Source organism: Providencia sp. UF-183 (genome assembly GCF_058246155.1).
This window is the reverse complement of record NZ_JBSICD010000027.1, coordinates 47,946-62,263: the sequence shown is the minus strand read 5'-3', so window position 1 is coordinate 62,263 and position 14,318 is coordinate 47,946. Positions and strand designations below refer to the sequence as shown.

Genomic DNA, 14,318 nt, shown 5'->3' with positions numbered 1-14,318 from the left:
GCGGCAAGTGAGGATAACTCGGGGAGCATACACAAGTATGTGACCCGAGTAGCCGAATGAAGCCAACAACGCTACAGCGTGAAATATGACGAAAATTACCAGTTAAGGAATTTTAGGATAAAATACAGTCCTATCAACAGCACAATTGGCCAGAAATAGAGAATAAAAAACTGGGTAAAAATTGTGTGGCGTGGAATGGTGACGTTTGCCTCAAGTTCTGCTTTGGACAGTTCGATTCCTTTGGCTTTTTCCAAAATCACGTGGTCTTCAAGGCTTTCACGAATAAATTTAATTTGTCGGTACATTCTCAAACCTGAAGCACTGAGCGCTAAACCAACAAAAATAAAAATAAAGATGATAATAAACCCTAGGTTGCTACCTGAAAAACCATTAGCAACTTGCGGTACAGGTGAGTTATTCCAGAAGAAATTTAAAAACGGTGTCGTTTGGCGAGTCATTTCCGCCATCAGTTTAATAAAATCATTGGCTACTGCATTGATCCCTTCACCTGCCAGCCCTTTCATCCCAGCAAGTTTAATTAAAGACGCCAACGTCGAAATTAATGCTACCAGAAAAACAACCCAACCCAGAATACGTTTGCCGATTGCGACATAATTAGCATTGTGGTAATTCATTACTGCTCTTCCTCAGAGTTATTATTCTCGATAAATTTTCATGGTGACTTTTCAGGGATAATAATAGCCGATATTATTAAATGCCTCCAAATTTACCTTGTAAAATGATGATTGGTTATCGACTTTCAGAATTTTAAACATTTTTAAAAACACATTGGGTGTACAACTTCTCCATCTGTGTCTATTCCCTTTAGTGCTGAGTTGTTACAATCACCCGTGCAATTAATACGAATATTTATTCATTTGCTGATATCATAGTCAGTAAGTAAATAAATACTATCGTCGCTGGGCAAGTTCCCTTAATTCCTACTGCCACAAGGGTAAAGCTCATTGGCAATAGGGTTTACATGAATGGAGTTTTGACATGTACCATAATCTTCCCATCCAATCCGTTATTTTTGATATGGATGGTTTATTGATCGACTCGGAACCTTTTTGGGAGCAAGCTGAGCTTGAAGTTTTTTCACAGTTAGGCGTTGACCTTGCGATTGCCAACACTCTACCTGATACATTGGGTTTACGTATTGACCATGTTGTTGAGCTTTGGTACCAAGCTTCACCTTGGCATGGATGCAGTCAACAAGAAGCCAAACAGCGGATCATTGACCGTGTTGTTGGCTTAGTTGAAGAAACGCGTCCTATTTTGCCAGGTGTTCAACATGCGATGGAACTTTGCCGTTCGATGGATTTAAAAATCGCGTTAGCGTCTGCATCACCACTGTATATGCTTGAAAAAGTATTAAATTTACTGGATATTCGCGATTATTTCTCTGCTGTCATTTCAGCCGCTGATTTACCATTGAGTAAGCCACACCCTGAAGTTTATCTTAAAGCTGCTTCTGCACTATCCACCAAACCTATCCACTGCGCATCTTTAGAAGATTCGTTTAATGGCATGATTTCAGCAAAAGCTGCGAGAATGCGATCCATTGTCGTGCCAGATAGTAAGCATTTTAATGACCCACGCTTTGGTTTAGCGGATATTAAATTAAATTCTTTAAATGAATTAGAAGCTAAACATTTACGCTAGTTATAGTGAATTGTGTAATCTGTATTCACCCCTATCTGACTTAGGTAGGGGAATTGCTTAAAAAATATAAAATCCTTTCCTTATTTGCTAATAAATAAGAGTTTTTTTACCTTTACCCCTCTATCATATTCTTTTTAAACACTTTATACTGCCAATCAACTGTATAGATAAACAGATGGTATTTTATCCACCATGACCGCTGAAGGGCATCTGCTTTTTTCCGTCGCCTCTTTGATAATGGCTCATAAACTCCAAGTCACCCCTGAGCTAGCTCAAGGTGATTGGTTACACTTGGTTCCCGGCGCGTTATTAGGTGCATTATTACCCGATATTGACCACCCTTCTTCCCTACCAGGTCGACTACTGCGTATTTTTTCGCTACCTATCTCTAAACTCTGCGGTCACCGCGGTTTTACCCACAGTTTACTGGCATGGTTGCTACTCATGCTGTCATGTTATCAATGGATCCCAGCACAATGGCCAATTCCCAATGACCTTATTCAAGCTTTCTTATTGGGCTATTTGAGCCATTTAGTCGCGGATATGCTAACGCCTTCAGGCGTGCCTTTTTTATGGCCATTGCCTCAACGTTTCTGTTTTCCCATTATTCGGGGGAAAAACAGTAAACGGGGCGAACGTTTTATTGCAGTTGTTTTGACAGTTTGTGCCTGTTTTTTACCAGCAGGGTATCAATTTGACTTTTATCATCAAGTTACAAGTGTAATAGAATATATTAAAAATCAGCTAGATATACACTTTCCTACATAATTCTCAGTTTTGTAATATAATGTAAGCATGATTAATACTATCTTATTACTATTTAGTATAAGAAATGTATTTTCTCTATTGATAACATATAACCAGTTGTTAGAAGCAACGAAATCCTTATAACCATTAAGGATTAAAGGGCTAGTCACATACCTTATAAAAAAACGATTTGGAGTTCGGAATGAATATTCCTCTAATTATTAATGTGCTCGGTTTTGTAGCACTGCTGATACTGTTAGCAAAACTGGGAGCGAAAGGCTGGAGTCTGTCTAAAAAAGTGTTAGTCGGTCTAGTCTTTGGTGTTGCTTATGGTGTTGTGTTACACCTCGTTTACGGTAGCGGTCACCAAACGGTAAAAGACTCCATTCTTTGGTTTAATATTGTTGGTAATGGTTATGTGCAGCTATTACAAATGGTCATTATGCCATTAGTGTTCGCGTCTATTTTGAGTGCGGTTGCAAGATTGCATAAAGCGTCTTCGCTGGGAAAAATCAGTTTCTTAACGATTGGAACTCTACTGTTAACAACAGCAATTGCAGCCTTAGTCGGTATTTTAATTGCTAACCTGTTTGGTTTAACGGCTGAAGGATTAGTACAAGGGCAATCAGAAACCGCTCGCCTAAGTGCTATTGAAACTAATTATATTGGTAAAGTTTCTGACTTGACCGTACCACAATTAATCCTATCGTTTATTCCTAAAAATCCGTTTGCGGATTTAACCGGAGCTAACCCAACATCAATTATTAGTGTGGTTATCTTTGCGGCTTTCTTAGGAGTAGCTGCATTACAGTTGTTTAAAGATGATAAAGAACGTGGTGAAAAAGCCTTAGCTGCGATTGATGTTATGCAAGCTTGGGCGATGAAATTAGTTCGCTTAGTCATGCGTTTAACCCCTTATGGTGTAATGGCGCTGATGATCAAAGTGGTCGCAAGCTCGAATCTTCACGATATCATTAACTTAGGTACATTCGTTATTGCCTCTTACGTGGCACTGGGTATCATGTTTGTTGTCCACGGTATTTTTATTGCAACAACAGGCTTAAACCCAATTAAATTCTTTAAGAAAGCGGGACCAGTACTGACATTCGCCTTTACTAGCCGTTCGAGTGCAGCAAGTATTCCGCTGAATATTGAAACGCAAACTCGTCGTTTTGGTGTTCCTGAATCTATTGCCAGCTTCTCTGCCTCATTTGGCGCGACAATCGGTCAGAATGGTTGTGCAGGTATTTACCCAGCGATGTTAGCGGTAATGGTCGCACCAACGATGGAAATTAACCCGTTTGACCCACTGTGGATTGCAACGTTAGTCGGTATTGTCACTGTCAGTTCTGCGGGTGTCGCTGGCGTCGGTGGTGGTGCAACATTTGCGGCGTTAATCGTGCTGCCAGCGATGGGCTTACCAGTAACCTTAGTTGCTCTGTTGATTTCAGTTGAGCCATTAATTGATATGGGTCGTACTGCCTTGAACGTTAGCGGTTCAATGACAGCAGGTACAGTGACGAGCCAACTGATGGGTGAAACAGATAAAGCTGTGTTTAATCAAGATGATGATACTGAGTTAAAACACGTTTAATCACTTAGCTTTTATAAACTTAAAACCTGCCAAACGGCGGGTTTTTTTATGACTGAAAATTGCCGTTTGATTTTATTTAAATCAAAAATAAACATAATAACCAGTTTTTTCTGCTACAGGCTATTGCAATTCACTGGATTTACATAAGATAATAAAATTTGAGCAACGTTTTCTTGAGCTTCCTGCTTGTGTTGCGTCAACCCGTATTCTACGGGGATATTATCAACATCAATATCTGGTTTTGTTATGTCAAATATTCATATTCTAAAAACCGATCCTTCAGATAACCCATGTGTAAGCTGCGGTGCTTGTTGCGCCTATTTTCGTGTTTCTTTTTATTGGGCTGAGGCAGAAAGTGGCGGTGGCGTTGTGCCACAACATTTAACCGAGCAAATCACCCCTTTTATGAGCTGTATGCATGGCACTAATCAAAAGCAAAATACGCGCTGTAGTGCGCTACAAGGCACGATAGGGGAATGTGTGTCTTGCTCCATTTACGCACAAAGACCAACGCCTTGTCGTGAGTTTGAGCAATCTTGGCAAGATGGTATCTATAATGAAGCTTGCGACCGCGCACGTGCAGCTCATGGGTTACCACCGCTAGAACCACATCACCCACAAATCGCTTGTTAACCCGTCAATGACCCAGAGTTTTTCTGGGTTATCTCTTTTCTTATTTATTAAATCAAACGCTTGCTTCCCTGCAAAATAACGCCCTTTCAAATGGCTTAGCTCAATTCATTCATAACTTGCATCGCCAGTTCAAATGAATATAAGCGCGATTGGTGATCGAATATTTGCCCATTCACCATAATTTCATCGGCTTGTATTTGACGTAAAATGGTTTCTAACCCATGACGGATTTTCGATTTATCCCCCACTAATGACATACCAAGTGCTTGTTGGACGCCGTATTCCTCAGCGGGAGACCAAACATTGGCCATGCTTTCAACTGGCGGTGGTAATTGGGAGGTCTGCCCACGGCGCAACATCACAAAGGCTTGTTGCATCGAAGTAAACAAAAACTCAGCTTCACGCTGCGTATCTGCCGCAATGATATTAATACACACCATCGCATAAGGTTTAGCGAGTCTTTCTGATGGCTGGAAGTTGCTGCGATAAACCTCTAGCGCTTGCAATAACAAATCAGGGGCGAAATGGGAGGCAAACGCGAAAGGTAAGCCTAATTTTGCGGCAAGAGTCGCACTATAAAGACTTGAACCCAATAGCCATACAGGGATTTTTTCACCAAACCCAGGAACGGGACGTACGGCGGGCTCTGGATTAGTCGCATCAAACCAATTGACTATCTGGGCGATATCTTGCGGGAAATTGTCGATATCGGTATTCATGTGGCGGCGTAGTGCCTGCATGGTTTGCTGGTTACTTCCTGGTGCTCGCCCTATCCCTAAGTCAATGCGCTCAGGATAAAGTGTATTGAGCGTACCAAACTGCTCTGCAATCACTAAAGGGGAATGGTTCGGTAACATCACGCCACCAGAGCCTAAACGCAGTGACTCTGTATTTGCCGCCAAATACCCAATAAGTACCGATGTCGCTGCGCTAGCGATCCCAGTCATATTATGATGCTCAGCAAGCCAATAACGGTGATAGCCGAGCTTTTCAGCTAATTTAGCAAGGTCAAGAGAATGGGAAAAAGCCTCTTTTGCTGTTGACCCTTGAGTGATCGGCGCGAGATCGAGCAAAGAAAGAGGAATTTTTTTATCAGACATACACGCTCACTTTGTTAGGATTATGGTGATATTGAACCTAACTTACCATCCTAATCTATTGCGCTCTTGGTCTCCACATTTGAAAGCCTCATTAGCACAACTGGGATAAAAATGTAAATTTCAGTCTACTAACTCACTGTTTTCCCTAGATTATGGATTAAGCATGGACAAAAAGTGCAGTAATTATGAAGCTTCAGTCAAGGGAGGTAAAAGCGATTGAGCCGTAAAAATTTTTCGTGAATGATGGTTTCATTAACCATACAGAGGAAATCGAAATGAAAAAATTAAATGCGGGTTTATTGGCTTTAGCATTAATGACTGTCGGCTTTGCAGCAACCGCAGCCAATATTGGCAATGGTGGAAATAATCACATGCAGCGCCAACATATGGGTAATCATCATAATATGGTGTATAGCGTAGCTGAACAGACGACAACACCAAATGAAACAGTGAAAAAACTGGCGAACAATGCACCTAAAATTGAAGATGGCAAACGCTATGTTGTCAAAGTCACTGTGATGGAAGTCCCTGAATTTCCTAATATGAATAACATGCCGATGCCAAAACCTATTAACGCACCCGCAGCGCAATAGAGAGCCATATTGATTAGCCTTGTTGATGGTATCGGTAAAACCTTTTTTATTGATAAGCAAAACCAAATATCTTAACCAATAAGATACCGATATCATTAAAGGACAATAAAGAGTTCTATATATCCTACGATTGCCTCTGTTTATCAGGGGCTTTTTTTGTAGTTTCTCCTAAATGCCCATCCCTCACTAGTAATAATACCTAACAGCAGCTAATCTTATTTTAAGTAGAACGTTTTTTCTGCTTATTTCCTTATTTAGATATTTAGCTTTCCATTTAAACGCAGGAGCTTATCATGGGCTATTATGAATTGAAAAAATCCACGAAAGATGTGGCTCAGCCTTATTACTTTGTATTAAAAGCGGCTAATCATGAAATTATTGCCACCAGTGAGATGTATGCTTCTAAACAATCCGCACTAAAAGGTATCGCCTCAGTGCAAAAAAATGGCCCTTCAGAAACCATTAAAGACCTCACCGTGTAACTCGTTTGCCCCTATCAACCAATAGGGGCAATTTTTATTAGATTACCCATGCTTTATTAAATTAACCGTAATAGTGCAGTAACGATAGCTGCAGATAACACAATTAAAATAAACGGTTTTTTATACCATGTCAGTATTCCTGCCACCAAGACCCCAATGACCTTTGGCCAATCTGAAAATGACTCCCCAGAAAACAACGTAGAGGTCACTGCAACTGAAAATAAAATCACAATCGCAGCAGCGGAAAACAAGGTTTTGCTATTTTCTGAAAGCACCACGCGCCCTTTCAACAAAGCCCCTGATGCTCGCATAAGGTATGTGCCAACGGCTAATATCATGATGCCGCTGAAGATTAACCACGGGTTCTCCATCATGATTATTTCCTTATATAAATAACTAAGCTTAATAGTGCCAATAAAACGGGGATCCCCGCAGGTAAATAAGGCGTTGTTGCAACCGCGATTACAGCGCCAATAATAGCGGTTATTCTCAAACGCTTATCTTTTAAAGCAGGTAATGAAAGTGCCAAAATAATCGCAGGGAACATGGCATCCATACCAAATACGTGGGTATCATTCACAAAACTGCCCAAGACTTCACCGATAATCACACCAAGTGGCCAACACAATAAAATACCAATACCACACAGCCAAAAAGCCGCCCGTTTCTCTTTTTCCGTTTCTTGTGCAAGGCCAAAAACCACACTTTCATCATTCATGATGTGGTATCCCAAAAGCGCTTTTGCCCCTTTGCCGGTTAAATCACCCACAGCAAAACTAAAAGGAATATGGCGTGAATTAACCAGCAAGCCTGCTAGTGCAGCAGAAATTGGGCTTCCCCCTGTAAAGATCACACCGATAAAGAGAAACTCTGATGCTCCTGCAAGCACGAGTATTGACAGCGTTAAAGGCACCCAGAAATCAAAGCCCTGAGAATGAGCGAGCGCACCGTATGAAATCCCCACAATTAAGTCAGCAAGGCACACCAGAGCAATATTTTTCACTGTGCTATTATTAAGCGTGGAATTTAATGTAGACGTTAGCATTCCCAAACCGTTCGATATATAATACGTTTGTTCATTATGGTGATCATCACCGTGAAGTGCAACCTATATAGGATATGAAAATTGAATTTACCCGCTCCCCCGATTGACCTTATCTCAAAAGCACTTGCTCGCGAACGGCAAAAAAGTGGGTTATCACTCTCTGAATTATCACGCAAAGCTGGCATTGCTAAGTCCACCCTCTCCCAACTGGAGTCGGGCAGCGGAAACCCGAGTATTGAAACACTGTGGGCGCTTTGTGTTGCGTTAGACATCCCTTTTGCGCGCTTAATTGAAGAAAAACAAGAGACTGTAACCGTGATCCGACACGGTGAAGCCGTTCCAGTCAGCGCTGAATACGCCAATTATATGGCGTTTTTATTGTCATCTGCCCCTGACAATTCGCGCCGGGATATCTACACTGTCATTGCACAACCGGGGCGTGACCGCATTTCAGAGCCACATATGCACGGTGTTAGTGAGCACATCATTATCACTGCGGGTAGAGCCTTAGTGGGCCCATTAGATAACCCTGTTGAGTTAACAGTTGGGGATTATATTCACTACCCCGGTGATGAACCGCATATTATGCGCGCATTAGAGCCCGACACCATGGCTGTGATGATCATCGATAAACAGAACTAATGGTATAACCACTTAATGATGTTTTGCGTTATGATTACGCCAATACAAATACATTGGAGTTGTGACTATGTCCCACTATGATGAAATCGTTAACAAAGTGGATTTACTGCTTGATGAAAATTCCATTCACAATATGAATGAAATGCTTATGCAGCTTTCCCATGATACAGAACTCAATCAAGAACAACGCTTTGAGCAACAACAGCGCTTAAGAGACGCTATTTTTGAGCATCATAACTCATAAAAAATCACATCCTATGCATTATAGGATGTGAACAAATTATAAAATACCTACGTAGCCACGGCTAAAATTGGCCTGATTTTTCCGTACATGTTTTTACGCCACCTTTAAACACGCAAGTCTCACTCGTCCAAGTTCCACTGTATGTCATACTCGACGTAGCTTCTTTTTGTATGAATCCATTAATATTTTCAAGTATAGAGTCAAAAAATGGGTCATTCTCTTCAGATTGTACTTTATTTTCTGGCTGAGAATCTAACTCTAGCTCTGTTCGATTTTCTTCAAGCATGGTGACGGAATCAAGCGCTTCTTTACTTGGCTTAACGAACGAGTCACATCCTTTTTCACGCTGTTCTAAAACCGGTTTTAATGCCAATTCATACTGTTTAAAAAGAGAATTTAACGCTTTTTCCTTTTTTTCAACAGCAATATTACACTTTTCGTCATACTGCAAATTAAGCGCAAATTCTTTTTCTCCATATTGCCCTGAAACAGAGCTTAGCTCATTTTCACGTCGACTATAAATAGGTTTCAACTCATTTTCACGTCGTTCAAAATAAGAATTTAAAATTTCATCGCCCTATTCTGAAATTGACCCATACTCTTTTCCATACTTCTCATAAATTGGATTTAATTCATTTTCATATCTTTTATAAATAGAATCACGGTCTCTTATATATTTTTCAATAACAGAATTAATTTCTTTATCACGCTGTAAAGAAATAGTATCCATCGTTGATTCGTGCTCATTTAAAATAAAATTTAATTGCTTATGATATTCAGCCTGAGCAGTTTTTAGCCTTATTTTTAATGTTTGATGGAATTGTTGCTCGTCTAACAATTTGTAAAGTGGTAACATACTTTTAGATGTCGCATCATAATATGAATCGATATTATCATAATCAAATTGTTGAGCTTGGCTTTCAATTTCATCAACATGTTTTTTATAAAACCCATCAGACATGTATTCTAAAATATCTATTTCTTTTATTTTACATTGATAAAATAAATTATCTTTTAATATCGCCACTTTATTTTCTATTGAATAACCAATCAATGAATCATCAATAATTTGAATTATAACACTATCAGGCAGAGACCCTACATACTGAAAAACAATGGATTCTATACTTACTTTAACATTCTCTATATCTTTATCTGATAAGGTATCTGTTTTTGTTTCCATTTTAATCGATTCCTTTATATATATTTCAATGCTATTATCAAGTAATAAACCATTCACATCGATAATAAAAAACATTAATAACGAACATAAAAATTGAAAGTAAGAATATGGTTTTTCCATTTTCTTACCTTCTTTTATTAACGCTAGAATTATTAATGCCTATTGAAACTACAATAGAATAATTAAAATGAGAAGTATTTTGGACTGAAGATTGTCCTAAATACTTAGCCTTTAGAAATTCTCTTGTTGCAAATACGCCCATGCATATTGTGCGTGTAACTCAGCCCCTGTGACCATCGTGTCTTCATCGATATTAAAACAGCCGTGATGATGTGCCCATTGGGTGTCTTTTTCTGCGTTTCCAGTGCCTAACAACGCGAAACACCCCGGAATATTTTCAATATAAAAACTGAAATCTTCCCCACCCGGTGTTGGCCTTTCGGTGATCAATGATTGCTCACCAAAGGCTTCAGAAATAATGGATTGCGCTAGTAAGGCACTGCGCTCTTCATTAATTACTGGCAATGTCCCATAGGTATAGTCGACCTGTGCGGTAGCACCATAAATTGCAGCAGTATGTTCTGCATAGCGACGAATAGCGGCCTCAATACGGTCACGAGTCGCAATATCAAAACAACGTACCGTACCGTCCAATACCGCATTTTCCGCAATCACATTAAAACGCGTACCGACATCCATTTTGCCAATGGTCACAACCGCTGAATCTAATGAAGAGGTTTCCCGGGAAACAATCGCTTGTAAATTCATCACAAATGCAGATGCAACAACTGCCGCATCGATAGTTGCTTCTGGCATTGAACCATGACCACCGCGGCCTTTGAACGTGACTTTTAATAGATCCGCCGAGGCAAAACTGCCACCTACATTGCAAGACACTTTACCTGACGGTGTCGTTGTCCAGATGTGCATACCAAATACGTTATCGACGTTTTCAATGGCACCTTGCTTGATCATCGCCAACGCGCCCTGTGCAATCTCTTCTGCAGGTTGGAAAATCAAACGGACATTACCCGTAAGTTGGTCTTTGACCTCAAGCAGTGCTTTCGCCGCAGTTAATAACATCGCCGTATGGGCATCATGGCCGCAGGCATGCATTTTACCTTCGATAGTTGACTTATATTCAAGTGAATCATTGAGTTCAAGCACCGGTAACGCATCAATATCTGCACGTAATGCGACTGTTCTGCCCGGTTTCCCACCTTTAATTTCAGCAATTAGCCCTGTTGGTTCAGTCAGGCGATATTCAATACCGATTTTGTCTAGTTCTTCAGCAATACGCTGTGTTGTGCGCACTTCTTCAAATGGCAATTCAGGGTGAGCGTGTAGATCACGACGAAAAGCAATCATCTCTGGTGTGTGTTTTTTGATTGCAGCTGTAATAATTGAACTGATCATTTTTCTACTTTCCCCTTTTCAATACGATACTTTGGTGTTTTTCTTGAGTATTAACATTCAATGAGTGACTTCACGGTGGCAAACATCACATCAACGCCACGCGCAATTTGTGCGTAATCTGTCCATTCATCTGGGTGATGGCTTAGCCCATTGCGACTAGGTACAAAAATCAATCCAGTCTGGGTGATCCCCGCAAAAATCATCGTGTCGTGCCCCGCACCGCTAACCATGGTTCTATATTTTAAATTTTGCTCACTTGCCTGCTGTTGCATTGTTCTAATAATTTCATTATTCAATTCTGTGGGCTGCACATAAAGTGGCTGAATAATATCGCTACCAATGCCTGCTGACTCACTGGTTTTTTCTACCAGTTCGATGATTTGCTCAATCACTTTGCGCAAAGCAACATCATTTTTTGAACGAATATCAATGCTAAATATGACTTCGTTTGGGATAACATTCGCGCCATTTGGCAGAACATTAAGCCGCCCAACCGTTGCAACCGTATTGTCCCCCGCGGCTTTTGCCAGCGCGGGAATTTGGCTGATAATCAGGCTAGCACACACTAATGCATCTGCACGCATATCCATCGGAGTTGTACCTGCATGGCCCGCTTTGCCTGTCAATTTAACCTCTAACTGGCTAATACCCACGATGGTTTCAACAATGCCCACATCTTCGCCAGCCTGCTCCAACACAGGCCCTTGTTCGATATGTAGCTCAAGGAATGCTTTAACATTTTTCGGGTCTAATACCGCATCAGCTGCCTTATCTGCATTAAAACCTGCCGCTGCCATACGTTCTGCAGCGCTAACACCTTGCCTATCTTTCAGTTGATAGAGCTCTTTTGTGCCGATTAAACCCGTGATCACACTGGATGCCATCAAACCTCGACCAAAGCTGGTGCCTTCTTCTTCGACTAATGCAATCACTTCAAGTGGGTATTTAGGCGTTAAGTTTTGTTCACGAATACGCGCGACCACATCAAGCCCTGTCACTATCCCCGCAGGACCATCAAAAGCCCCGCCATGGGGCACTGAGTCAAAATGCGAACCGATTATCACAGCAGGTAAATTCGCTTGTTGCCCTTCTAGGCGACCATAAATATTACCAATCGCATCTTCACGAACCTGTAAGCCAAGCTCCACCATTTGCTGTTTTAAATATTGACGAGCCTGTTTATCTTGCTCGCTATAGCTCATACGCGTTGTACCTTGGCCTGGTGTCGCAGTGTATTCTGCCAATTGTTCTAAATGACGTTGAATTCGAGATGTACTTGTTTCCATAATTATTTACCCTGCAACTGGAACAATGTAAGCGACCATAATACCCGCTAAAACAACGGACACCATGGTGACGGAAATAAAGCCACCGACTAACATTGGCCCTAACATATGGCTAGTTAAAATTTGACGCTCTTTTTCGTCTTTTGTTAGTGCGTTAATCGCTTCGTTAGTAATGATGTAATCAGCTGGGAAGCCATACAGCGCGGTTAATGCTACTGCAAAAGCCATCTCTTTAGTAACACCCAACATTTTGCCAACAACCCATGATGCAATGTACATCCCAATAACGGCAGCACTAATTAACACGACCATTGGGTAGACAAGGCGCAATAACATATCTGGCGTTGCATGATTTAAGGTATCAAAGATAAATAACATCAATGCCATGATAGCAAAACCAAACCCATTAGCTTTTTGCAGCGGTTGCCTTTCTAAGAAACCTAATGAAGATGCAATAACCCCAAATAATAAACACAGAACGAATGGGCTGATATTCACATAAGGTGCAGCATATGATGAGGCTAAGTAGGCCAAATACCCTACTGCTGCTAAGCGTAAAAACTTGAAGTAGCTCGTATTATAATGATTCGGAATTTTTTTAAACATACGTGGCATTTCGTCTTCCGATACCACAGTTTTTACTTCTACTTCTTTGGCACCCTCAACTGAAAGCGTTTCTTGCCACTGCCCACTACGGTATTTTTCCAGTACGCGACGTCCTTCTTTTTTCAGCATGACTGCCGTTAATGGATAACCCGCAAACCCTTGCATAACATAGATTAAAATCGCAAAAACAGAGAGATCTACCAGTCCCGCTTCCGCCGCACCCTTTGACATAATTAAGGAAGACACGATTCCGCCCACTAATGGAGGAACAGCAACTAATACCGTATTCATATCAAACAATGTAATACCTACAATAAAGGTCAGCAGAATAATGCCTAAAATACCCGCCAATGAAATAAGAATGGTTTTCCATTGACGTAATAATTCCTTTAAGGACAACAAGGTGCCCATATTGGTAATTAATAAATACATTAAGGAAATAGCAACAACCTGTGGAATACCGGCAATACTGACGATATCTTTCGGGAAGATTGTCCAATACCCTAGCAGAAATAATACCGCACATACAAAAACGGATGGGATCCATGCCTTAGTTCGTACCGCTATCGCATCCCCGATATATAATATTCCGACTATCAAAAACAGAGCTAACATCTGCGACATAACTTTTCCCCCGTGTATATTTTTTTGTTTGTTTATTTTATTAGTATTAGAAGCCATTAATATTAGTTAATCACTAATTTACAGCTTGTTTATGAATGATAACACATCAATATAAAGAGCATTTCGCTGCAAACATACAAAATTGCAACAAAATTCATCATAACATTGATAATATAGATGTATAGATAACTGAACAGGTTTAAATCAGGCAGGAATACAGGCAGTAAAATTATTGAGTAGTGGATTATTACACCGGAAAGCACTTAGGCATCAGTATTCGTTTATTAAAAAACGCCAAAAACAACATATAAAACCTAAATAAGTTTAATTGACAATCAAATTCACTTTAGATTAATTTTTAATCTTTAAATTTATATTCTATTGCCAAGGAAACTAATTTCACTAATTCAGACGAGTGAGTGCAAAAACACATGATAAATATGGCTAATATTTATATT

Annotated in this window: 17 protein-coding genes; 8 read left to right on the top strand and 9 right to left on the bottom strand. The window is 40.3% G+C overall.

All coding sequences use genetic code 11. From position 1 onward, the window contains the following. Positions 1-95: 95 nt before the first annotated feature. Positions 96-635, bottom strand: a complete 540-nt coding sequence (locus AC4IFT_RS19880; RefSeq protein ID WP_490736488.1) for a YniB family protein — start codon at positions 633-635, stop codon at positions 96-98. Between the two features lie 364 nt (positions 636-999). Between AC4IFT_RS19880 and hxpB the strand changes: the two genes are divergently transcribed. From hxpB to AC4IFT_RS19860, 4 genes are all read left to right on the top strand, one after another. Further along, the gene (hxpB, locus tag AC4IFT_RS19875) at positions 1,000-1,665 is read left to right on the top strand and encodes a hexitol phosphatase HxpB (protein WP_353242309.1); all 666 of its coding nucleotides are present in this window, start codon (positions 1,000-1,002) and stop codon (positions 1,663-1,665) included. A gap of 192 nt (positions 1,666-1,857) precedes the next feature. Next, positions 1,858-2,433, top strand: a complete 576-nt coding sequence (locus tag AC4IFT_RS19870) for a metal-dependent hydrolase (protein WP_490752442.1) — start codon at positions 1,858-1,860, stop codon at positions 2,431-2,433. A 181-nt stretch (positions 2,434-2,614) separates the two neighbouring features. After that, positions 2,615-4,006: an L-cystine transporter gene (locus tag AC4IFT_RS19865; RefSeq protein ID WP_490752440.1), complete on the top strand. Its 1,392-nt coding sequence runs from the start codon at positions 2,615-2,617 to the stop codon at positions 4,004-4,006. A gap of 246 nt (positions 4,007-4,252) precedes the next feature. Then, positions 4,253-4,639, top strand: a complete 387-nt coding sequence (locus tag AC4IFT_RS19860; RefSeq protein WP_219248775.1) for a YkgJ family cysteine cluster protein — start codon at positions 4,253-4,255, stop codon at positions 4,637-4,639. 95 nt (positions 4,640-4,734) lie between these two features. Here the strand turns inward: AC4IFT_RS19860 and AC4IFT_RS19855 are convergent, their stop codons facing one another. Then, positions 4,735-5,739, bottom strand: a complete 1,005-nt coding sequence (locus AC4IFT_RS19855) for a luciferase-like monooxygenase (protein ID WP_490752438.1) — start codon at positions 5,737-5,739, stop codon at positions 4,735-4,737. Positions 5,740-6,014: 275 nt separating this feature from the next. Here AC4IFT_RS19855 and AC4IFT_RS19850 point away from each other — a divergent pair, with 275 nt between their 5' ends. Together AC4IFT_RS19850 and AC4IFT_RS19845 are read left to right on the top strand one after the other, a co-directional pair. Next, positions 6,015-6,332 carry a hypothetical protein gene (locus tag AC4IFT_RS19850; RefSeq protein WP_490736480.1) on the top strand — a complete coding sequence of 106 codons (318 nt, stop codon included), beginning with the start codon at positions 6,015-6,017 and terminating at the stop codon, positions 6,330-6,332. 293 nt (positions 6,333-6,625) lie between these two features. Further along, a complete protein-coding gene (locus AC4IFT_RS19845) occupies positions 6,626-6,814 on the top strand; it encodes a YegP family protein (protein WP_275076944.1) in 189 nt (62 codons plus the stop codon). 56 nt (positions 6,815-6,870) lie between these two features. Here the strand turns inward: AC4IFT_RS19845 and AC4IFT_RS19840 are convergent, their stop codons facing one another. Beyond that, positions 6,871-7,188, bottom strand: coding sequence for an AzlD domain-containing protein (locus AC4IFT_RS19840; protein WP_273840015.1), 318 nt, complete (start codon positions 7,186-7,188; stop codon positions 6,871-6,873). Between the two features lie 2 nt (positions 7,189-7,190). Next, complete coding sequence (locus AC4IFT_RS19835) at positions 7,191-7,859, bottom strand: AzlC family ABC transporter permease (protein WP_490736477.1); 669 nt, start codon at positions 7,857-7,859, stop codon at positions 7,191-7,193. An 81-nt stretch (positions 7,860-7,940) separates the two neighbouring features. Here AC4IFT_RS19835 and AC4IFT_RS19830 point away from each other — a divergent pair, with 81 nt between their 5' ends. Then, positions 7,941-8,501, top strand: coding sequence for a helix-turn-helix domain-containing protein (locus AC4IFT_RS19830; RefSeq protein ID WP_490752436.1), 561 nt, complete (start codon positions 7,941-7,943; stop codon positions 8,499-8,501). Positions 8,502-8,568: 67 nt separating this feature from the next. Continuing rightward, positions 8,569-8,745 carry a DUF2526 family protein gene (locus AC4IFT_RS19825; RefSeq protein WP_490736473.1) on the top strand — a complete coding sequence of 59 codons (177 nt, stop codon included), beginning with the start codon at positions 8,569-8,571 and terminating at the stop codon, positions 8,743-8,745. Positions 8,746-8,806: 61 nt separating this feature from the next. On the opposite strand, the gene AC4IFT_RS19820 is transcribed toward AC4IFT_RS19825, so the two are convergent. From AC4IFT_RS19820 to AC4IFT_RS19800, 5 genes are all read right to left on the bottom strand, one after another. Continuing rightward, entirely contained in the window at positions 8,807-9,277 is a 471-nt protein-coding gene (locus AC4IFT_RS19820) for a hypothetical protein (protein ID WP_490752434.1), read from the bottom strand. A 45-nt stretch (positions 9,278-9,322) separates the two neighbouring features. Further along, a complete protein-coding gene (locus tag AC4IFT_RS19815) occupies positions 9,323-10,048 on the bottom strand; it encodes a hypothetical protein (protein ID WP_490752432.1) in 726 nt (241 codons plus the stop codon). 111 nt (positions 10,049-10,159) lie between these two features. Further along, positions 10,160-11,344, bottom strand: a complete 1,185-nt coding sequence (locus AC4IFT_RS19810; protein ID WP_490736469.1) for an amidohydrolase — start codon at positions 11,342-11,344, stop codon at positions 10,160-10,162. A 50-nt stretch (positions 11,345-11,394) separates the two neighbouring features. Further along, positions 11,395-12,630 (bottom strand): Zn-dependent hydrolase, encoded by a 1,236-nt coding sequence (locus AC4IFT_RS19805; RefSeq protein ID WP_490752430.1) that lies wholly within the window; start codon positions 12,628-12,630, stop codon positions 11,395-11,397. A 6-nt stretch (positions 12,631-12,636) separates the two neighbouring features. Further along, the gene (locus AC4IFT_RS19800) at positions 12,637-13,860 is read right to left on the bottom strand and encodes a hypothetical protein (RefSeq protein WP_490736465.1); all 1,224 of its coding nucleotides are present in this window, start codon (positions 13,858-13,860) and stop codon (positions 12,637-12,639) included. Positions 13,861-14,318: the final 458 nt, after the last annotated feature.

What these genes read in the sequence shown, in the direction of transcription:
- AC4IFT_RS19860 (WP_219248775.1), top strand. Translation starts at nt 4,253, where the DNA reads ATGTCAAATATTCATATTCTAAAAACCGATCCTTCAGATAACCCATGT.
- AC4IFT_RS19865 (WP_490752440.1), top strand. Translation starts at nt 2,615, where the DNA reads ATGAATATTCCTCTAATTATTAATGTGCTCGGTTTTGTAGCACTGCTG.
- AC4IFT_RS19810 (WP_490736469.1), bottom strand. Translation starts at nt 11,344, where the DNA reads ATGATCAGTTCAATTATTACAGCTGCAATCAAAAAACACACACCAGAG.
- hxpB (WP_353242309.1), top strand. Translation starts at nt 1,000, where the DNA reads ATGTACCATAATCTTCCCATCCAATCCGTTATTTTTGATATGGATGGT.
- AC4IFT_RS19870 (WP_490752442.1), top strand. Translation starts at nt 1,858, where the DNA reads ATGACCGCTGAAGGGCATCTGCTTTTTTCCGTCGCCTCTTTGATAATG.
- AC4IFT_RS19835 (WP_490736477.1), bottom strand. Translation starts at nt 7,859, where the DNA reads ATGCTAACGTCTACATTAAATTCCACGCTTAATAATAGCACAGTGAAA.
- AC4IFT_RS19805 (WP_490752430.1), bottom strand. Translation starts at nt 12,630, where the DNA reads ATGGAAACAAGTACATCTCGAATTCAACGTCATTTAGAACAATTGGCA.
- AC4IFT_RS19840 (WP_273840015.1), bottom strand. Translation starts at nt 7,188, where the DNA reads ATGATGGAGAACCCGTGGTTAATCTTCAGCGGCATCATGATATTAGCC.
- AC4IFT_RS19800 (WP_490736465.1), bottom strand. Translation starts at nt 13,860, where the DNA reads ATGTCGCAGATGTTAGCTCTGTTTTTGATAGTCGGAATATTATATATC.
- AC4IFT_RS19845 (WP_275076944.1), top strand. Translation starts at nt 6,626, where the DNA reads ATGGGCTATTATGAATTGAAAAAATCCACGAAAGATGTGGCTCAGCCT.
- AC4IFT_RS19825 (WP_490736473.1), top strand. Translation starts at nt 8,569, where the DNA reads ATGTCCCACTATGATGAAATCGTTAACAAAGTGGATTTACTGCTTGAT.
- AC4IFT_RS19855 (WP_490752438.1), bottom strand. Translation starts at nt 5,739, where the DNA reads ATGTCTGATAAAAAAATTCCTCTTTCTTTGCTCGATCTCGCGCCGATC.
- AC4IFT_RS19880 (WP_490736488.1), bottom strand. Translation starts at nt 635, where the DNA reads ATGAATTACCACAATGCTAATTATGTCGCAATCGGCAAACGTATTCTG.
- AC4IFT_RS19850 (WP_490736480.1), top strand. Translation starts at nt 6,015, where the DNA reads ATGAAAAAATTAAATGCGGGTTTATTGGCTTTAGCATTAATGACTGTC.
- AC4IFT_RS19815 (WP_490752432.1), bottom strand. Translation starts at nt 10,048, where the DNA reads ATGGAAAAACCATATTCTTACTTTCAATTTTTATGTTCGTTATTAATG.